This is a genomic window from Ktedonobacter racemifer DSM 44963, from assembly GCF_000178855.1.
GTDB classification, from domain to species: domain Bacteria; phylum Chloroflexota; class Ktedonobacteria; order Ktedonobacterales; family Ktedonobacteraceae; genus Ktedonobacter; species Ktedonobacter racemifer.
Window position 1 is genome coordinate 1,094,365 of record NZ_ADVG01000002.1, and the last position, 19,666, is coordinate 1,114,030.

The 19,666-nt window shown below is 55.0% G+C and carries 17 protein-coding genes; 10 read left to right on the forward strand and 7 right to left on the reverse strand.

Features of this window, described 5'->3' with window-relative positions; genetic code table 11:
* The first annotated feature begins 25 nt into the window (after positions 1-25).
* From KRAC_RS21020 to KRAC_RS21035, 4 genes are all read left to right on the forward strand, one after another.
* Positions 26-985, forward strand: a complete 960-nt coding sequence (locus tag KRAC_RS21020) for a D-alanyl-D-alanine carboxypeptidase family protein (protein ID WP_007910519.1) — start codon at positions 26-28, stop codon at positions 983-985.
* A gap of 128 nt (positions 986-1,113) precedes the next feature.
* Positions 1,114-2,376, forward strand: a complete 1,263-nt coding sequence (locus KRAC_RS62125) for a metallophosphoesterase family protein (RefSeq protein WP_007910525.1) — start codon at positions 1,114-1,116, stop codon at positions 2,374-2,376.
* 12 nt (positions 2,377-2,388) lie between these two features.
* Positions 2,389-3,072: an aminoacyl-tRNA hydrolase gene (pth, locus tag KRAC_RS21030; protein WP_007910526.1), complete on the forward strand. Its 684-nt coding sequence runs from the start codon at positions 2,389-2,391 to the stop codon at positions 3,070-3,072.
* Between the two features lie 178 nt (positions 3,073-3,250).
* Positions 3,251-4,849, forward strand: a complete 1,599-nt coding sequence (locus KRAC_RS21035; protein ID WP_007910527.1) for a S41 family peptidase — start codon at positions 3,251-3,253, stop codon at positions 4,847-4,849.
* Positions 4,850-4,995: 146 nt separating this feature from the next.
* Here KRAC_RS21035 and KRAC_RS76155 read toward each other — a convergent pair whose 3' ends face one another.
* Both KRAC_RS76155 and KRAC_RS76160 read right to left on the reverse strand, forming a co-directional pair.
* Positions 4,996-5,616, reverse strand: a complete 621-nt coding sequence (locus KRAC_RS76155) for an IS630 family transposase (protein WP_052568484.1) — start codon at positions 5,614-5,616, stop codon at positions 4,996-4,998.
* A gap of 110 nt (positions 5,617-5,726) precedes the next feature.
* Positions 5,727-6,200, reverse strand: a complete 474-nt coding sequence (locus KRAC_RS76160; protein ID WP_052568487.1) for a helix-turn-helix domain-containing protein — start codon at positions 6,198-6,200, stop codon at positions 5,727-5,729.
* A gap of 307 nt (positions 6,201-6,507) precedes the next feature.
* Between KRAC_RS76160 and KRAC_RS21050 the strand changes: the two genes are divergently transcribed.
* Positions 6,508-6,879: a hypothetical protein gene (locus KRAC_RS21050; protein WP_007910531.1), complete on the forward strand. Its 372-nt coding sequence runs from the start codon at positions 6,508-6,510 to the stop codon at positions 6,877-6,879.
* A gap of 222 nt (positions 6,880-7,101) precedes the next feature.
* Here the strand turns inward: KRAC_RS21050 and KRAC_RS21055 are convergent, their stop codons facing one another.
* The gene (locus KRAC_RS21055) at positions 7,102-7,800 is read right to left on the reverse strand and encodes a transposase (protein ID WP_244422220.1); all 699 of its coding nucleotides are present in this window, start codon (positions 7,798-7,800) and stop codon (positions 7,102-7,104) included.
* A gap of 213 nt (positions 7,801-8,013) precedes the next feature.
* On the opposite strand from KRAC_RS21055, the gene KRAC_RS66310 reads away from it, so the two are divergent.
* Positions 8,014-9,524 (forward strand): transposase gene (locus tag KRAC_RS66310; RefSeq protein ID WP_085954385.1). Its coding sequence is split into 2 segments (ribosomal slippage): positions 8,014-8,896 and positions 8,896-9,524, totalling 1,512 coding nucleotides; the frame shifts between segments, so codons are not numbered across the junction.
* On the opposite strand, the gene KRAC_RS62130 is transcribed toward KRAC_RS66310, so the two are convergent.
* Positions 9,521-10,069, reverse strand: a complete 549-nt coding sequence (locus KRAC_RS62130) for a helix-turn-helix domain-containing protein (protein ID WP_007910533.1) — start codon at positions 10,067-10,069, stop codon at positions 9,521-9,523. The two genes, KRAC_RS66310 and KRAC_RS62130, sit on opposite strands and share 4 nt — an antisense overlap.
* A 129-nt stretch (positions 10,070-10,198) precedes the next feature.
* Between KRAC_RS62130 and KRAC_RS21075 the strand changes: the two genes are divergently transcribed.
* The gene (locus KRAC_RS21075; protein ID WP_007910535.1) at positions 10,199-10,690 is read left to right on the forward strand and encodes a helix-turn-helix domain-containing protein; all 492 of its coding nucleotides are present in this window, start codon (positions 10,199-10,201) and stop codon (positions 10,688-10,690) included.
* Positions 10,691-10,907: 217 nt separating this feature from the next.
* On the forward strand, positions 10,908-11,927 hold the full coding sequence (locus KRAC_RS21080) for a hypothetical protein (protein WP_007910537.1): 1,020 nt from the start codon (positions 10,908-10,910) through the stop codon (positions 11,925-11,927).
* On the opposite strand, the gene KRAC_RS66315 is transcribed toward KRAC_RS21080, so the two are convergent.
* Entirely contained in the window at positions 11,808-12,536 is a 729-nt protein-coding gene (locus KRAC_RS66315; RefSeq protein ID WP_007910539.1) for an HAD family hydrolase, read from the reverse strand. The genes KRAC_RS21080 and KRAC_RS66315 overlap by 120 nt on opposite strands.
* A gap of 588 nt (positions 12,537-13,124) precedes the next feature.
* On the opposite strand from KRAC_RS66315, the gene KRAC_RS21085 reads away from it, so the two are divergent.
* The gene (locus KRAC_RS21085; protein ID WP_007910543.1) at positions 13,125-13,820 is read left to right on the forward strand and encodes a DJ-1/PfpI family protein; all 696 of its coding nucleotides are present in this window, start codon (positions 13,125-13,127) and stop codon (positions 13,818-13,820) included.
* Positions 13,821-14,428: 608 nt separating this feature from the next.
* Here the strand turns inward: KRAC_RS21085 and KRAC_RS21090 are convergent.
* Both KRAC_RS21090 and KRAC_RS21095 read right to left on the reverse strand, forming a co-directional pair.
* Complete coding sequence (locus KRAC_RS21090) at positions 14,429-15,163, reverse strand: SdpI family protein (RefSeq protein WP_007910547.1); 735 nt, start codon at positions 15,161-15,163, stop codon at positions 14,429-14,431.
* A gap of 40 nt (positions 15,164-15,203) precedes the next feature.
* The gene (locus tag KRAC_RS21095; RefSeq protein WP_007910548.1) at positions 15,204-15,542 is read right to left on the reverse strand and encodes a metalloregulator ArsR/SmtB family transcription factor; all 339 of its coding nucleotides are present in this window, start codon (positions 15,540-15,542) and stop codon (positions 15,204-15,206) included.
* A gap of 591 nt (positions 15,543-16,133) precedes the next feature.
* Between KRAC_RS21095 and mfd the strand changes: the two genes are divergently transcribed.
* Positions 16,134-19,643, forward strand: a complete 3,510-nt coding sequence (gene mfd, locus KRAC_RS21100; protein WP_007910550.1) for a transcription-repair coupling factor — start codon at positions 16,134-16,136, stop codon at positions 19,641-19,643.
* Positions 19,644-19,666: the final 23 nt, after the last annotated feature.

Genomic DNA, 19,666 nt, shown 5'->3' on the forward strand with positions numbered 1-19,666 from the left:
ACTATTTCTTTGAAAGAGGGTGGCCATGAATCGCCGTTTCATCATGGGCGTCATCCTGGTTATTATTGCCTGTTGCCTGCTCCTGACATCACTGACGCTGTACGCCACAAGTATCGCGGGCGTCACGCTACCTGGAATGAGTAGTGTCGAACCTACGCCGACGCCTGTACCCGAGACACCGACGCCTATCCCTACGCCAAAACCTGAACTCACGGCTCAGGGTCCGCTACCCGTTCTCCAGGCCAAAGTCGCCTATCTTGTTGATATGCAAAATGGGCATGTGCTCTATGACATCCATGGCGAGCAGGCCGCCCCCATGGCCAGTACCACCAAGATCATGACGGCCCTTATCGCGATTCAGACCGGCAACCTGGACCAGGAGATTACCGTCAAACGCGACGCCTATTTACACGTCATTGAGTTGGGCAGCAGTAACGCGGGACTGGTCCCCGGCGAGCAATTTACCCTGCGCGAGTTGCTCTATGGCCTGATGCTTCCCTCGGGCGGCGATGCCGCGATTGCCATCTCTGACGCGCTGGCTGGCTCACCTGAGAACTTCGTAGTACGCATGAATCTCTTCGCGAGCAGGCTGCACCTCTTTCAAACTCACTATACTAACGTTGACGGCCTGACCAGCGAGGACACCCACTACTCCTCGGCGGCTGACCTGACCAGGCTCACACGCTACGCGCTCACTAATCCTATTTTTCGTCAGATCGTTGACACGCCAACCTATACCCTGCCCACAACCAAACAGCATGGACCACATACCTGGACCAATACAAACACCCTTTTAAGTACGTACAAGGGCATGCTTGGCGTCAAGACCGGGCATACCGACCTGGCTGGCTACTGCCTGGTCTTCGAGGCCCAGCGCAATGGACACTCGCTCATAGGCGTCGTGCTCAATAGCCCCGACCAGGCCATTCGCGATCAGGATGTCTCAAAGTTGCTCAATTGGGGGTTTGGCTTGCCCATGAAGTAGAGCGACGCTGCTAAAGCACGCGTCGGACAGATCTCTGCAAGGACTGGCAAGGACCAGGCAAACATGATAGAATAGTTCCACCAACTTCTGCCATATAACGAGCATAGTAAAAAAAAGAGTGTTGTCGAATGCGTTACGCTATTTTTACCGATATCCACGCCAATCTAGAGGCTCTCGAGGCTGTACTCGCCAGAATTGACGAGCTCGCCAAAGAACAGCCCATCGATCAGATCTGGTTTTTGGGCGACCTAGTTGGCTATGGACCAAATCCGAATGAGTGTATCGAGACGCTGCGCAAGCGCACAGATGTGATCATTGCCGGTAACCATGATTGGGCCGCCGTGGGCAAGATCGATCTGGAAGAGTTTAGTGAGGCTGCGCGCATCTCTGCGGAGTGGACGCGCGACCAACTGACCGATGAGCACTTCGAGTTCCTCGCGGAACTCCCAGAGCGTCTGCAAATGGGCGCCTGCACGCTGGTCCATGGGAGTCCCTATGGTCCACTGTGGGAGTATCTGACCTCAGAAGTCCTGGCGGAACGCAGTTTTCAACACTTCGACACACGCTACTGTATTGTCGGGCATACGCATGTCCCGATAATCTTCCAGCAGCCTGATACCTATGCGACAACGCCAACCGTTCCCCTCACCGGTGAGCAGGAAGTACAGGCGCTTGTTGACAATATTGCCGCTGAGGCAGAGGTACAGGCAGCGGACTCGCTGACCGAAGAGGATGATGACGACACCGCCGAGATGGTCGCCGTGCGTCCCGCTCAGCAGCAAAGCGCGCAGGCAGCACCCTCCGAAGACGTGGCCCATGTCGCACCTCACCTGGAACAACAGCCAGGCCTGCTAGAGTCGGATGCGGAGCAAGCACCAGAGTCAGGAGACGAGGATATCTCTTTGGAAGACGACACAGAGGGCGACGAAGAGCAGGAGCGTGACCTGGCAGAGGACGCTCTTGTGGGCGAAGAAACGCAGGAGTTGGAGAAAGAGGCGGACGTGTTGGAAGAGATGGACGAAGAGGAGAGTCATGGCGAGCGCGTCACCTCTGAGGCCGATATCCTGAGCGCGGAGGATAGCCTGAATCAGGAGATTGAAGAGTTGCTGGCCCTGTTGGGTCTGAGCCAGAGCATGGTCGAGGTCACCAACGACATGATTGTCCCGCCCGAGGGCAACTGGAAGGCCCCGGCTGGCTATCGCGCCATCGTCAATCCCGGCGGCGTCGGTCAGCCTCGTGATGGCGATCCACGCGCAGCCTTTATGATCTACGACACTGAGCGCGGCTTCACATTCTACCGCGTTGACTATGATTTCAAGAAAACGCAGGAGAAGATCGAGAAGGCGGGCCTGCCTCCCTACCTGGCAACACGCCTGGCCTACGGTCGCTAAGAAAAACACCTTATGAAACTACTTGTTGGCCTGGGTAACCCTGGCGCCCAGTACGAGCGGACCCGGCATAATGTGGGCTTCCGCGTCATAGACGCGTTGGCGGAGAAGCTGGGCGTGCGCTGGGAGCGCCGTGGGCGGGCGATGATTGCCAACGCCACCCTCGAGCATGAGAAAGTTGTCCTGGTAAAACCCATTACCTTTATGAACAATAGTGGCGAGGCTGTAGGCGAGCTACAGCGCTGGTTTAAGCTCGAACCCGAGGATATCCTGGTGGTCTATGATGAACTCGACCTGCCCGTGGGACAACTCAGAGTACGCGCCAGAGGCAGCGCCGGTGGGCATAATGGCATGAAGAGCCTGATCCAATACCTGCATACCGACCAGTTTCCCCGCCTGCGCGTCGGTATCGGGCGACCCGCCAACCGCCGTCTAGACACTATCAACTATGTGCTGGGCATCCCTCCCAAAGATGAGTATATTACCCTGCTTCAGACAGAGGATAAGGCCCTGGAAGCCTTCTCGCTCATCCTACGCGAAGGGCTTGATCAGGCCATGAATACCCTCAATGTCGATCCCGAGGCCCAGCGCAAGGCAGAAGAGAAGCGCCGCCTCAAACAAGAGCGCGAAGCCGCCCGCCAGCAACAAGCCACAATCGGTGAGAAGCAGGCAGAAGACTCCTCCAGCCCCAGAGCTTAACATTCGCTCCTGGAACTTCGCCTTTTTTGGCTTGACACTCGCCGCAGGCGCCAACTTCCCTCAAGGGCCGGTAGGAGGTGTAGTAGACCATGGTACCTCAAAGTGAGAAGTATAGGTAAGGTGGCTTCTCGCTTTGAGGTACCATGGGGAGAGAGCAGAGAGAGGAGAGAATGGTAATATGCAGCGCATTTCCCGGCAAGCGCTTCAGGAAGACCTCTACCAACTTACGCGTCTCTTGAGCGAGTCCCATCCTGATCCCTATACTGCAGGCGGAGGTTCCCTCGCCTTTCATCGCCGTGTTAACACGCTCCTGAGCAGCATCCCAGCAGATGGACTGACTCAGACCCAGTTTCTCTGCCACATACGCCCGCTCGTCGCCTCGCTGGGCGATGGGAATACATGCCTGTTTACGCCAGAGGAGGAGTGCGAGGCCAGGACGCGCCGTCACCCCTGGCTGACCTGGTCGGTAATCGAGCAGGATCTCTACCTCGCCCGGGTCTACCAACCTGAGCAGGAGGTATTACTGGGAGCGCGCCTGCTCGCCCTGAACAGCCTACCACTACCAACCCTCCTCACACGTATGGGCAAGATCCAGGGCTACGATAACATCTACCAGAACCTCGTTCACCTGACCCTGGCCCTAAAAGACCCTTTGCTCCTCAGCACCCTCCTGCACCAGGACGAGCCGCCCAACACTATCGAGGTGACGCTCACGCTGCGCAATGGCGATCAGCAAACCATCCAGATTCCGCTTCTTGAGGAGCGCCCCGGTATTCCCCTGGAGCCAGATAGCACCTTTATCCTGCCCCCGCTCAATTCAGCACGCATGTGCCGCGCCTTCCTCGATGCCGGACACCAGGTAGCATATGTGCGAGCCGACTCACTCCTGCGCTATCGCGAGAGCTTTGAGCAATTCCACGCTCAGGGTTACATCGGGCACATGGAACAGCCGCTTGAGGAGGCGCAACGTTACCCGCCCCTTGACACAAACCCGCCCGGGAAGTTGGAAGAACGCATCGCCCTTGTCCCGGCAGCAACGGACCTACTTCGCGACCTCTTCTCCGCAATGCGCCTGGCACATACCTCGATACTCATCATTGATCTACGCTTCTGCCCTAGCGGCAACTCGTTCTTTGCCACCATTCTGAGCTATTTTCTTTACGGCATCGATGCTATGCTCGCGAGCGCCTGGGACGAAAGCTATCAAATCAAACGCTACTCAACACTTTACTTCGAAAACTATATAAAAGACACACCGGAAGAACACAGTGAAGCGTTGCGCAATGGTGGCTATGACTACACCGACGAAGCAAGCTGGTTGCAGCGTCAGGAGAGTGGCTTTACGCCACGCGTACGCCTGCAAACTCTGGCGGATCTGCGCCAGCAGGTTAAGACATCCCCAACCTTCGCCAGCGAGTTTCAGAAGCGCGCCTACGAGGCCTCATGGACACCAAAGGTCTACGTGCTCATCTCAGCGCAAACATATAGCGCGGGCTTTGATACGGCTGTGACCCTCCAACGCCATGGCGCGTGCGTCATAGGTACCCCTTCGGCTCAGTCTGGCAACTGCTTCATTGATGCGCTCAGCTTCACCCTACAGTATTCGCGCCTCAAGGGACACATCGCCTTCAAACGCCGGATCCTCTTCCCCAACAATGAAGAGCAAGGCAACATACTCAAAGCAGACCATGAACTCACCTATGACTATCTCGCCACGCACAGTTATGATCCCCACGCAGCCATCCGGCTAGCTCTGGACCTGGCTGGCCTGGCCTGAAGATTGGGAAGTGCTTGTACACGGCGCACCTATCCTCACTAACGTCATAGAGGATAAAAGGATGTATGGCCCCAGTTGCTAGAGGCAACTGGGGCCATACATCCTTTTATCCGGCTAGTACACTACGGCTCAAATAATGCCGTAGTTTATGCCATCAAAGCCTTGCCCTGGTACGTCCATTTGAAGGGTTTAGCCATCGTGCGGTTGTAATAGGCAATAAAGGCCAGCACTCTGGTTTGCAAATCATCGACCGAGAGAAAAGAGCCACGCTTGAGCAATTTGCGGACGAGGATACTGAGCCAGATCTCGATCTGGTTGAGCCAGGAACTGTGCTTTGGCGTGTAATGAAACACGATCTGATGGGTGGGATCACTCAAAAAGGCTGCTCGACTGACCATGGAAGCGAGCGTCCCGCTTTCGCCTTTGACGCCCAAATCCGCCTCGATTCCACTGCGTTCTGCGACGAAGCGTACCAGCGTTTCGGATTGATGGATGTTGAGGTTGTCACAGACAAAATGCCAACGAGTGGCTTGGGGATCAGTAGCCACCACTGCCTGGACATGGGCGAGAAAATCGGCCTCGGTTCGCGTCGGTCCGGCATGGGGAGCCACCACTTCTCCGGTTACAACGTCGCGGCTGAGGATAAAAGCGCGTGTGCCGTGGCGAAGGTACTCAAACTCACGTCGCTCCACTTTTCCGGGAGCCAGTGGCAAACCTGGGTGTTTACGCTCCAATGCCTGAACCCCGGTCAGTTCATCCGTACTCATCGTCCGTTCTCCTTGTTTGGCCCGATCGGGGGCTTGTCGATACACCTGGCAGATCGCCCTGATGGTGGCTTCTCTCTGCGGATCAACCGACGGAGTCAACCAATAGCGGATCAGATGCGGTTGGAGATCCCTTTTTTTAACACGCGAGCCGCATGGCGTGCGGAGATCTTGGGCACAATCCCGCGCAGCATCACTTCGTCAGCAATTTCTTGTCCCGTCCAGTGGCTGATCGGGCGTTCTTTCGGTTGCTCGCAAGCCAAAGCAACGATCTGACAGATTTGCTCTGCAGTAATCTCCGAAGGTCGTCCTGGACGTTGGATATCGGTCAGCCGTTCGTTCACCGTCAATTCATCCAGCGACACCGCCTGCAAACCAATCCAGCGTAGCCGCCAACTGCGCACGGTGTCCACACTCACACCCAGATCTCGGGCTACGTGCGTGTTATTCTTGCCCTGAGCCCCAGCCAGGATCATTCGTCCTCGCAGGGCTACTTGTTGGGGAGTACTCTGCCGACGCACCAGTGCTTCCAGCTCCTTTTGTTCCTGTTCGCTCAACGTCAACACGACCGGTTTGGGACCACGCATGCTCTCTGTCCTCCTTCGTCTGCTGGCCCTATTTTACTCCAGAATTCTTTCAGCCGCACTGGTAGTAATATTGGGAGCTGAAGCAAATGCCCCAAGTGTCGTAGTCATTTGGCTCCTCCTGATCACGCTATTGCAACGTTCCTCTCAGGCTCCCAGTTCTTCCTGCTTGCAGGGGAAAGGTATCAAAGGATAAGATAGAGGAAGAGAGAATGATTGAGAAAAAATAAGAAGCATGAGATTTTTCTGAGAAAATGGCCTTTGTCTGCATAAGATGTACTGAGAATGCACTACGCTCCTGGAGGATCTGATGGTTACAAGAGAAAAGAGTCGTGACATTCGTGGGAGTTACCAGGTCGTCTTTGAAGCCTGTGTGAGAACCATTGAGAGTTTCGGGCCACCAAGTGAGCAACAAAGTATGATGGGGACCAAGCGTTTGCTCAGAATTCAATCCGCTAATGCACAGGCAGGGACGATCACTGCCAAGTTAGGCCAAGCATGGAACGTAGAGATGCAGGTCACGAGAGCTGAGGGAAAATGCTCAGTATCTGTAAAACTTCTCTCCAACGAGCGCAGGGCTGATCCTTTGGGAGGGATGTTCCGCTGGATCGATGAATTTTTTGATGCTCTCATGCACATCACGGGAGAGATTTTATCAAAGGGTCGAGAGCATTTTGACTGAATAGTCAAGAAAAGATCACCACTCAAACAGAAGCAAGATGATCCGTTCTCACAACGCCACTTGTTGGGACGTGTTATGCTGACATACTAGCCGTTCCAATTCGTTTCGCTTAGTATTGTTGAGAGGGGAGTGCTTCAGGTTTCGGGCCTGGCGTTGGCTGAGTCGTCTTTCTTTCAATTTTGAGTTACTCCAGAACTATTTCGGCCTCCATGTACTAGTGGGTCAACTGGCAATTGAGGTGCCATGAGCGAGTGCGGCTGCTGAACCACCTAAGCGACGTAAGTAGGCACGTTCGCGGCGTCGGCGTCGCTTGCCATTCCAGACAAAGGGCGTTGGAGTTTGGTTCCAGCCAGCCACGGTTTGTTCCAGCCAGTCAATCACTTCTTGAGCATTCTGAGGATATTGTCCACTGAGTGCCCGGCGGACAAGAATGCGTTGGACCGACTCTGCCATGTTCAACCAGGACCCACCAATCGGCGTATAGAGCGGCATCACCCCGTGATCAAAAAACCAGAGAACCAGATCAGAGGAGAGATGTCCCGCCAGATTATCCAGCACCAGAAGAATACGCAAAGGGGGGAGCGTTCGGCCAGGCGGATGACCCAACCAGGTTTCCCAACGGGCATACAGCGGTCGCTCCTCTTCGGGAGGCAAGGTCTCTGCGGGCTGTTGCTTCTCGATCTCGGTAAGCACTGCGCTTAATTGTTCTTGAAGCCAGGGATGCAGCACGGCATTGGTGGCCGAGATCACTCCTTTGGCGCGCACATGGCCAGTGGACGGACGGAAGAGGGTGAGGAGTTTTGCGGTACCACCCCGCTCATACTCATGTGGTTGAGTGGCTGGGTAGCCTTCCGGTTGCCACGATGCCCCTGGTTGGGGGATGGCCTGATAGGGCCCGGCTTCATCTTCATTCAACTGCACGATCCCAGCCGCCTCTGCCTGCTCGCACGCCAGCTCAATTAGTCTTTTTTTTCTAGAATCGTAAACAGGCCTTGGAGGAAGGAGTAAACTGTACAGAAAGAGGTGCATCAGGAGAAAACGTAGATGAGAGGAAGAAGAGTTGCCCGTCCCCAGGCAGAGCAGCAGGTCCGTTTAGAGCCACACGAGGAGCATTGTCGCTCGTGTGGAACATGGATGCCGGTGGCCTATCATGCGCATCGGAAGATCCTTACCGTCAAGGGGTTAGTCCAGTTACGCTTGGTCGTTCGTCGTTGTCCCAATCCAGCATGCCAGGCCTATAAACAGCCCTACCGACCAGAGGAAGAAGGCCGATGGGCGTTACCCCATGGAGAATGTGGTCTGGATCTGATCGCGTTGGTGGGCAGATTGCGCTATCGAGAACAGCGCTCAGCTCCCGAAATGCAGCGGATCTTGCAGGAGCGAGGACTGCGGGTCTGTGAACGGACCGTTGAGCATCTGATGCACCGCTACGAGGAATTGGTGACGCTGCATCTCTCCTGCCGGCAACGACTGCACACCCGTTTCTCCTCTCAAGGGCGAGTGATCCTGGCCATCGATGGGTTGCAACCCGATGTGGGCCATGAGGTCCTTTGGGTGATCCGGGAAGTGCTCACAGGGGAGATCGTGCTAGCTAGAGCGCTTCTCAGTTCAACCCAAGAAGATCTCTCCGGCCTGCTCACCGAGGTGAAAGAGATCCTTTCTGTCCCGGTTCATGGGATCATCTCCGATGGGCAGCTCTCCATTCGCCGGGCAGTTGCCAGTGTCTTCCCTGAGGTTCCTCATCAGCTCTGCCACTTTCATTACCTGCGTGAAGCGGGCAAACTCATCTTTGAGGCGGATCGGCACGCCAAAAAGGAACTGAAAAAGCAGGTTCGCGGTGTGCGGCCCATCGAACGAGCCGTGGAAAGCAGGACCGATGCTGAGGCGGAAGTGATTCACGAGTACGCTTTGGCGGTTCGAGCCAGCCTGACCGACGATGGCTTGCCACCGCTCTCGGCTTCTGGCTTACGTTTGCAGGAACGACTTCAAGCGATCCATGATTCACTTGAGCGAGTGGGAGAAAAAAGGGGCTTCCCAGCGCGCTTGAACGATTGAAGCGTGTGCTCAACAAAGGGCTGGGGGCCACCAAGGAGCCCTTTGAGGTCGTGCGTCCGCTCTTTACGCTGCTTTTCGAGGTGGCCCATGTCTTGAGTAACCAGCAACAGCACGAGGCAAAAGACGTGCACAAGCGCTTTGAGAACCATCTCATGCGGATGCAAGAGCAGGTCGGACAGTCGGAGGCTATGAGGCCGGCGCTCGTGCACTTCCTGAAAGTGACCGAAAGTTATGCCCCCCATCTCTTCTTCTGTTATCAGGTGGCGGGTCTGCCCAAAACCAACAACGATCTGGAGCAGGCCTTTGGCAAGGTCCGAGCTGGTGAGCGCCGAGCCACGGGACGCAAAGGAGCCATCCCTGGACTGGTGGTGCATGGACCAGTGCGGGTGACCGCGGCACTGGCGACACGCTTGCATTCGTTCAGCGCCGAGGAACTGATCCCATACGATCTGACCCGCTGGCAGCACGTGCGGTCAGGAATCTCCTCTCGGCAAGAGGCTCGTCGCAAGCAGTTTCGTTTTCGCAAAGATCCCACCGCCTATCTGGCTCGTTTGGAGGAACAACTTTCTAAGATGAGTTTACGATTCTAGTTTTTTTTCGGCGTTTCTGGATCATACACAGTCACGGTGCCACTTTTCCGCTTGCGTAGGGCGTAGCCTGTACGGCACCAGGTGCGCGTGCGCTGATAGCTGTAGCCAGACTCATGCAGCACCTGACGAATGGTTTCAGCACCAACATGAGGCAGATCCGTTTTGCGCAATGCTCGGCGCAGGGTCATCAGAGACCAGATGCCCGTTTGATCTTCCTGGTGATCAGGCTTGCGCTGCACTTCGGCGAGAATGCGTGTTTGCTGCGCACTCGTGTAGGTCGGCTTGCGACCACGACCTGTCGCAATGGAAAGGGCGAGGAGGCCGTGTTGGTTGAAGCGACTCACCAATCGACTAATGGTATCATTGCTTTTGTATCCTGCGACTATCGCAGCCTCGGTATAGGATTTTCCCGCTCTGACAGATAACAACGCGTTCGCTCGCTTGATGATATCCATGCGTTCACTGGTGGATTTGGCAAGCTTTTGTAAGGCTTGCTCTTCTTGCTGAGACAATTCACGTAATGGATCTTTTTGTATTTTACTCATGCTTGGTTCCCTCCACACTTTGAATCTATCACCTCTATCACCTCTATCACCTTCTGACAAGCTTATTGTTCTGAAAGGGAAAGAGATGGTACACTCAAAGAAGCAGGAGTTGCAAGGAGGCAGATCACCATGGGATTTCCGCAAAAAAGACCATTGCGTCAACTTACACCACAAGAGCGTGAAGAGCTTTCCCGAAAAGCTACATCCATCAGTGAGCGAGTGAGTACGGCAAAAAAAGCAAAAGCGCTCTTAGCTGTTGCGGATGGATGCACGTTTGCAGAAGCTGGGAGGCAGGCAGGCATGAGCCAGGATGGGGTCTCACAATTGGTCGAACGCTTTCATCATCGCGGGGTAGAAGCCCTCTCGATTGCTCCTGGTCGTGGCCGCAAGCCGACCTATACCAGTCAGGATCACGAACAGATCCTCCAAGAAATACAGCGTCGTCCCACCTGGGACGTCGATCAATGTATTGTCTGGTCACTTCCCTTTTTGCAAAGGTCCTTGCATGCCAAAGGATTTTTAGACATCAGCCCAAGAACGATCCGTCGGGTCTTGCAGGCACATGGATGGAAGTACCAGCAGACAACGCGCACCTGGCTCCTTATTGACCAGGGAGAATAAAGCGAACCCCCACTCCAATTTTGTTGCCTGGGTGGTTCAGCAGCCGCACTCGCTCATGGCACCTCAATTGCGGGTTGACCCACTAGCCACATCGTGGCGAGAAATCTTTAGAAAGGATCGCTGTGCTGCGAATCATGGGCCGTCAGTCGATTCTTCTGTTCAAATCCACACATCGTCCGAGTTGGCTCCCTGTTCGCCTCCCTGGTTTGGAGAAGTCGTGCTGGTTGTTACGCATCTGAAGAAGCAAGGAGTGTTCACGAAACTCTGTGAGCGGGTCCGTTTTGCCCGGCGACGTTTTGGGCACTATGAGGTGATTGATTTTCTGGCGGTGCTGTTTGGCTACGCTATCAGTGGAGAGCGCACCCTGGAGGAGTTCTACGAGAGCCTCCAGCCCTTTGCCGTCCCGTTCATGGCCGTGTTTGAGCGTGACCGACTCCCCGCCCGCTCAACGCTCTCGCGCTTTTTAGCGGCGTTGACGGAGAAACCGGTCGAAGCCTTGTGGGCACTCTTTCTCGATGATCTGCTCGCTCGCCCCCTCACTCCCGACAAGCAAACCGGAGGGCTGGTGGATCGAGCGGGAAACACCTGGATGGTCTTTGATGTCAATAGGACGCGGGAAGCTGCTCGGCAACGCGCCTTACCCCAAACTGATGAATTTCCTCCGCCCTTTCGCCGATTGGATGACGTGTGTGCGCCAGGCTACTGGGGCCGCAAGCGGGGGGAGATCGTCAGGACACAGACAACGGTTTCGCAGGCGCACAATTATCAGCGGCTCGGCAGTTTCGGGAATCGGGGCAACGGGCAATATCGGGAAGAGCTGCGCAAGGGGCTCGCCGCCATTGGCCGATATCTGACTGCCTCCCACCTTCTGCAAGAACGCACGCTGCTGAGGTTGGATGGGCAATATGGCAATGGGGCGGTGCTCTCCGATCTCGCTGGTTTTGCGTTCGTGATCCGCGGCAAAGACTATCATCTGCTCGAACATCCGCTGATTCAGGCGCGGCTGCACTTGCCTCCCGATCAGTCCCAGCAATGTCCCGAAAGTCCGTCGGAGCCGAGGGAGAACGAGCTGATTCAGGAGACTGGTGAAAGCAGCGGCCTGACGTGCTGCTATCAGTCATCGTGGACCATCCAGGGAAAGGTTCGTCCTCTCGGCATGGTTGCTTTCGTCTCCCTCCCTGAGCCATCTCTCTACTTCTCGGAAAGAGGTCAAGAGAGGGTGAGGAGAACTGTTTGAGACAGATGCACCTGGTTGAAACCAGGCGGTACGGAAACCCAGTGAGCGTGCTGCCTCAAGATTAGGGAGACGATCATCAAGAAAGAGACACGCTTGAGCAGGGAATTGGAGCGTCGAGAGACCATACTCGTAGATGCCTGGATCAGGCTTGCGGATACCGACCTCCCCGCTGATAATCCAGGAAGCAATGACTCCCTCAAGGTCATGGATCTTCCGAAGCCTCCTTGACCATTCTGCCACATCGTTTGAAAGGCAGGCAATGGGTAGATCCCATGTGCGCAGCGTGTGGAGAAACGAGCGAAGTCCAGGCATCAGGGTGTGTTGTTGAAGATAGGACTCATCAAGTTCATCAGGATTTCCTTTGAGACCCAACCGTTGCCACAAAGCTCCCGATGAATACCTGCCCAGGCTGCATTGGCGATAAAGGGAGGTGATATCGGCATCAGATAACTGGCAGCTATGTTTTCTCGCAAAGGGAATGAGCAAATCTGCCACATCATCTCCACTGGTGCAAATGACCCCCATCGCGTCTAACACCACCATTTGGAGAGGAGCAGGTTCCTTGACCAGGCCATGACAGTCCCATGAATCTTTTCCCAGATCGGACATGAAGTTTTTTCCTTTCCCTGTCGCTCATCGTCACTTAGGAGTGAGTAATCAGAAAATAAGCCTTTCAGATAACGTTCACTCCAAAAGTCAGATACTTGAAGTGTAGAGCAAAAATGATGTCGAGAAAAGAGCCAAGTGAATATGAGCGAGAAGCCATTCAAGTTCATCAGGAACCTTTCGTTTTTCGTCCCTTCTCGTTAGCTCGTTGCGCAATCCGTGGGCTATTATGTAACACTATTTCATTACCTATACGAGTGAAAATGAACATATGTCCTACTTCTAGTATCTTTCTCCATGCTTCGACTGAAGCAGTTCCTGCCCGTGCAGTAGATTCTAGTACACAGAGATTGAAATACATCTGTAGTTTCTACGAGCGCAAAATGATTGGGCTTGACAAGGGAAGAGTTACCACTTGACGTTCTGGAAATCCGTGTCCTATGCTAAACACATCAACATGAAGAGATTCTTCGCGATGATAAACGAAGCACGTAGAAGTCTGAAGCATAACAAGCATCAGCCGCTCCGCTTGAGCTGAGTCATCGATTGGAACGAAAGACAACTGAAATTGCAGAAGAAAGGAAGCCTCTCATGGCTCAGCATGCTCCCTCTCATTTGTCGGTAGGAATGATGCTCTTTCCCAGCCTCACCCTGCTCGACCTGGCCGGTCCCTATGATGTGTTTAGCCGGATGCCAGGAGCACATGTATACCTCGTTGCCTCCTCTCTTGAGCCCATCCGCACGGAGAAAGGATTGACGCTTACTCCCGATACCTCTTTTGAAAATGCCCCTTTGTTTGACATCCTCTTCGTCCCTGGTGGCCCCGGTCAGCAGCTTGTGATGGAAGATGAAGGTTTCCTCAACTTCCTGAGAGAACGGGGGCAGACAGCCAGATTGCTGACCTCTGTGTGTACAGGCTCACTCATCCTTGGAGCTGCGGGCTTGCTTCAAGGCTACCGTGCAACGACTCATTGGCGCTATCTGGATCTGTTGAGCTTACTTGGCGCACAGCCCGTCGCTGAACGCGTGATCGTCGATCGGAATCGTATTACCGGTGCAGGGGTTTCTGCTGGGATTGACCTCGCATTGAGCATCGTATCTGTCCTGTTTGGGAAAGATGTTGCTCAATCCATTCAACTGAGCATCGAGTACGATCCTCAACCACCCTTCCCAGGCGGTTCTCCCAACAGCGCCGATCCAGAACTCGTCGCAGGCCTTTCTGCCAAGCTTGATGACGTGTACACGAAACGGCGACGGCAGATCGAGCGCATCGTCGCACGGCTTTAGCTGTTGCCAGTCATGGGTCGCCCATGTTTGGGAAGAGGCGAGGCTCTGGGGGCATGACACTCATCAGCCATTTCTCCTGAATACCGGCAACACGTATGATACCAAACGAACTATTCTGCCTTTCAAAGGAAGGTTTAAGCCATCAATGCCTCGCCCTGATAGGTCCATCTGAAAGGCTTGGCCATTGGGTGCCCAACGAAGTGCAAGCCAGTGGGGTTAGGGTGCCATACCGACTAATACTTCTTTTTTGCCAACCTGCCACCGTCGTCAGCCCCAAATATCTGGCTGGAGCCACAATGGTATGGAATTGATACGAACGAACCTGAACCTTTACTTAATAGGAGTTTGAAAACCTATGGAAGATAAAGAACAGACCATCCACGACGAGTTAGGTAGTCTGCAGCCTGTGACACGGTATGCCATATGCTACATTTTCAGGGTCTATAAACAAAAGAGATAACATATAGTGAGTGGATGCGCCTCACAAAATAATGGGCAGAAGCAATAATCCGGCAATGCGCCCAAGCCACGCATTACCGGATGAGCCATAACCTTGATATAGTCGCTCACCGGAGAAGCTAACAGCGCTGTTAGCTTTCCCACTTTTATTAGTTACCCCCATCAAACGGTGGAGAGAGGGGTTCATTTCCAGCTTGGACTTGCTGCCGATAGCAGATATATGAATATATGTAGAGAAAGATCGAGATTACCATGATCGGAACGAGAATTCCCCATAATCGCAGCGATGGTATAAAGCTGCACAGGATGCCGACCAGACCCGCTGCCACAAAGAGCCAACCACCCAATCGATGAGTGCGTTCCCAGACAACCGAATTTGCCAGGCTCCATGGTGTGCGGATGCCAGCCCAGAAGTTGCGGCGCAGCTTTCCCATATAGTTGCCAAGCACGATAAAGAAGAGCGAGATCACGAAACAGATTACAAAGGGCAGATCCAGCTTCACCCCGAGCGAGAAGGCCACGACCGTCATTTGCAGGACCAGCATCAACAGCATGACACTGGATAGAGCAATATCGATAAAAAAGCGATTGCTGCTCTCGCCATCCCTGGTCAGGCGCGGACCCATCTTGACGAGACCGCGTAGGACCACCAGTAGCATAAAGCTAATAAGCGGGAAGAGGCCAATAGCAATCAGCTTTGGCGCATAAGAATTGACCTGCCCCGCGATATTCCAGTGTGAGGGAACCTGGTCGGGAAGAAAGGGATAGGTCACGATAGCGATTATGATCTGTAGCACCAGAATGGTTGTCATCAGGACCACTGGCATCGTCCAGGTTTTAGGTTGCGGCGCGATCTTCTCGCGCTCGTTATCAGAAGCACTCATGGTTCTCTCCTCTATGCTTCATCGCGTATCACATGGATACTTAATTATGCTCAATACGAGCCTCCGGCTCTGATTCGTCGGGGGGCTCTTCACCTGACAGCATTTCGTCTTTCTCCTCATCCATTCCCCCCAACCAATCCATGATCTCAGCCATCAAGTCTTGAAAGACGGTTGTGTTTAGCGAATAGACTTGAAACTGACCGCGCCGCTCGACGCGCACCAGGTCAGCCAGTTTGAGCACCATCAAGTGATGCGAGAGCGCGTTAGGCTTCGCCCCTGTATGCTCCGCCAGTTCGCCCGCGGTGCGCTCTCCTCCCCGCAAGTATTTAAGAATACGCCGCCTGGTCGGATCGGCGATTGCCTTATAGGCCTCTTGCATATGTCCCCTCTGTCTCTACTCATCTCCACGCCTAATTTTTATCCCTGGGCCGCTGACAGGTCTGGTACGGCACCTGTGGATGTTTCTCCGGCCTATGCTGGTCACAAGATATATTCCGTTTTAGCACCTCAATAATTCAGCATTTCAATGACTATTGAAATAGCAACCGAGAAAAAACCCACTGTCAAGAGGGAGAGACAGCATTTTCACTTTCTGCCTCGCTCGCTACGCGAGCCTTCGGGGTGAAGGGTGTGCGTGGAAAAGACATTGCCATAACCTTTATCAATATAGCTCAAAACACAACAAAAAGGTCCATTACTATGCATTGGGGCATTGCGAAAATGTGTCTTGTACGCTATGATAGCGACTAGTAGAGAAGAAGCTGTCGACACGACCCCTACCCCACGTGGTTGTAGGGGCATTTCCTATTATATATAAACTTGACATGCTAAATTTCCTTTTGTTATACTCCTCGTGCGGATGTAGATTGGAAGCGATGTGCGGCTATCTGGCCTGCAAAATGTCTCTCGATCCGTTTGAGGATCTTACGAGGCAGGGCATGACACGACACCGCACTTGCTGGAGGATGCTGTGACTTTACAGGGATTACTTTCAGTACTGGCCCAGCGGCCTGAATTTCGCCGTCTTCTGGAGCAGATTCGCCAGCCCGAAGGCGTTCCCTTGCTCACTGGTATTACGGAGGCTGCGCGCCCATATGTTATCGCGGCCCTCTCCGTCGCGCTCAAGCAGCCCTTGCTGATCGTCGTACAGGACGAGAATCAGGCTACGCAGTTGGCGGAGACACTCAAACAATTTCTTACCAATCCTAGTGATGTCTTCTGCCTGCCAGACCGGGATGCTATGCCCTTCGAGCGCCTCATAGGCGACGCCGAAACCACGCAACATCGCCTGCAAACCTTTATAGCTCTGGTCGAGCGTGAGCGCACCCCGATTGTTGTCTGCTCGGCACGTGCCCTGACTCAGCCAGTCATTCCGCCACAGGAGCTTGCCACCGCCCTCTTTCAGTTGCGTGAGGGACAGGAGATCGACCTGACCTCGATGCTTGAGCAGCTCTATGACCTGGGGTATGAGCCGGTCGCCGAGGTTGAGCAACCGGGGCAATTCAGCCATCGCGGCGGTATTATCGACCTCTTTCCACCAACGCTGCCACGTCCCGTGCGCATCGAGTTTTTCGGCGATGAGATTGAGTCTATTCGTACCTTTGACCAGGCCACACAGCGCTCCCTGAACCCGATTCAGGACTGTGTAGTGGGCCCTGCCCGCGAGGCGCTACCGGTACGTGGTCCTCAGGCCGCGCAGGAGCTTGCCACGCTCGACAGCAAAATCCTGCATCGCGACGCCGAGGAGCGCTGGAACAACGACCTCGACGTGCTCAAGCAGCGGCGCTCCTTCGACGATATCGCCTTCTATCTCCCCTACCTACATCAGCCAGCCACTGTGCTAGACTACCTGCCACGTACAGGCCTGCTCATTCTGGATAACCCTGGTCTCATTCAAAATCGTATTCTGGAGCTCGACGCCCAGGTCCAGGAGATCAAAGAGCGCCTGGAGCGTGAGCGCGAGAACCCAGCACATCTGAAAGAGGCGCATATAGCCTGGCCAGAGCTAGAGCTTGCGCTCCAGCAGCGACGCCAGGTACGCTTCGCCGATATCCTCTCCGCCGCCGAGGGCGAGTTTGAGATGCGCCAGCATGGTGGCTCAGAGCACCTGATGCCCCCCTTCAGCAGCGCCAACTCTTACGGTGGACGCCTGCGTGCCTTCGTCCTGGACTGCCGCAAGGCCCTGGAGAACCGGGACCGCATCGTCATCGTCACGGCGCAGGCGCGGCGTATGGCCGAGGTGCTCAGTGACGAGAGTATTCTTCAGGACAAGGCCATTCACGTTAGCCCTGGCACCAATATTAATCAGTTGCCTGAAGCGGGCACGCTCACCCTCATCCAGGGCCAGATGAGCGAGGGCTGGCAGTGTCGCTCGCTCGCGCTCTATATCTACACCGATACCGAGATCTTTGGCTGGTCCAAGCGACGTAGCCAGCAACGGCGCAAGCCAGTCACCCCCGCCTCATTCCTGGCGGAGGTCAATCCTGGCGACTATGTCGTACACCAGGAACATGGCATCGGGCGCTTTGAGGGCCTGACAAAAATGAACCTGGCCGGCGTGGAGCGCGAATACCTGCTTATTCACTACGCCGGAACCGATAAGCTCTATATACCAACCGACCAGCTTGACCGCGTCACGCGCTTTATCGGCATGGGCGACTCCGTCCCCGCACTAAGTAAGCTGGGTACAACCGAGTGGACGCGGGCCAAGTCGCGCGTGAAGGAGAGCGTTCAGGACGTTGCCAGAGAATTGCTCAAGCTCTATAGCGCGCGCGAAGCGGCCCCTGGGTACGCCTTTTCCCCTGACTCCGAGCAGCCCTGGTTGCAGGAACTGGAGGACGCCTTCCCCTACGAGGAGACGCCCGACCAGGCCCGCGCCATCGAAGAGGTCAAGGCGGACATGGAACGTCCCAAGGCCATGGATCGCCTCGTCTGCGGCGACGTCGGCTACGGCAAGACCGAGGTCGCTCTGCGTGCCGCCTTCAAATCCGTCCTGGACCAGCGCCAGGTCGCCGTGCTCGTGCCCACCACCATCCTGGCCCTGCAACACTATAACACCTTTAAAGAGCGCCTCAAGGCCTATCCTGTACGCGTCGAGCTACTCAGCCGCTTCCGCTCGGAGAAGGAGCAGAAGCAGGTACTGGAAGACCTGGCGATGGGCAAGGTCGATATCATCATCGGCACGCATCGCCTGCTCCAAAAGGATGTGGTCTTCTTCCACCTGGGCCTGCTCATCGTCGACGAAGAGCAGCGCTTCGGCGTCATGCATAAAGAGCGCCTGAAACAACTACGCAACGAGGTCGACGTGCTCACCATGACCGCGACCCCCATTCCGCGTACCCTGCACATGTCCCTGGTCAACCTGCGCGACATGAGCGTCATCGAGACTCCGCCGCAGGAGCGCCTCCCTATCCGCACCACCATCCGTGAATATGATGATGAGTTGATACGCGAGGCCATTCTACGCGAGATAGACCGGGGAGGGCAGGTCTTCTTCGTGCATAACCGCGTGCAGGGTATTCAGATGATCGCGCAGAAGCTCCAGAAACTGGTCCCCGAGGCGCGTATCACCGTTGGGCATGGCCAGATGAACGAAGACATGCTGGAGAAGGTCATGCTCAACTTTACTAATGGCGAGTTTGATGTCCTCATCTCAACGACCATTATCGAAAACGGCCTGGACATTCCAAACGCCAACACCATCATCGTCAACAACGCCGCATATTTCGGCCTCTCGCAACTCTACCAGCTTCGCGGGCGCGTGGGACGCGGCACGCACCAAGCATACGCCCACTTCTTCTACAGCAAGAACGCGCGCCTGACGCCTATTCAGGAGAAACGCCTGCGCGCCATCTTTGAGGCCACCGAACTGGGAGCAGGCTTCAGAATCGCCATGAAAGACCTGGAGATTCGTGGCGCGGGTAACCTGCTGGGCGGCGAGCAGTCCGGCTTTATGAACACCATTGGCTTCGACCTGTACTGCAAACTGCTGGCAGAAGCCATTCAGGAGATACAGGGCAAGCCAGTCGAGGTCGCGGGCATCGCCACCAGCGTTGATCTCCCCTTGGACTCCTACCTGCCCGACGACTTCATTGGTGACCGCACGCTCAAGGTCAACTTCTACCAACGCCTGGCCAACCTGAGCCAGCCCGAGCAGGTCGAGGCCATGGAGGCAGAGCTAACTGATCGATTCGGTCCCCTGCCTGCCCCGGTCCAGAACCTTCTCTCCCTGGTACGGCTGAAGGTACAGGCTGCTCAGCTTGGCTATGAGTCGATTGCCCTCAAGGATAACGCCTTTATCTTGAGCGTCAAGCGCAATATCATTCCCAACCGCATCAACCTGTATAAGCGCTTCCGCAATGATGCCCAGGTGCAACAGGGTGTGGTCCGTATCCCGCGTCGCCTCCTCGGCCCCGACTGGATGGAGAAGCTACAGGAACTGCTGCCCTCAATTACCGCGGCGGTAACCCATAGCGCATAAAAGGGTAATAATGGAGCATGATG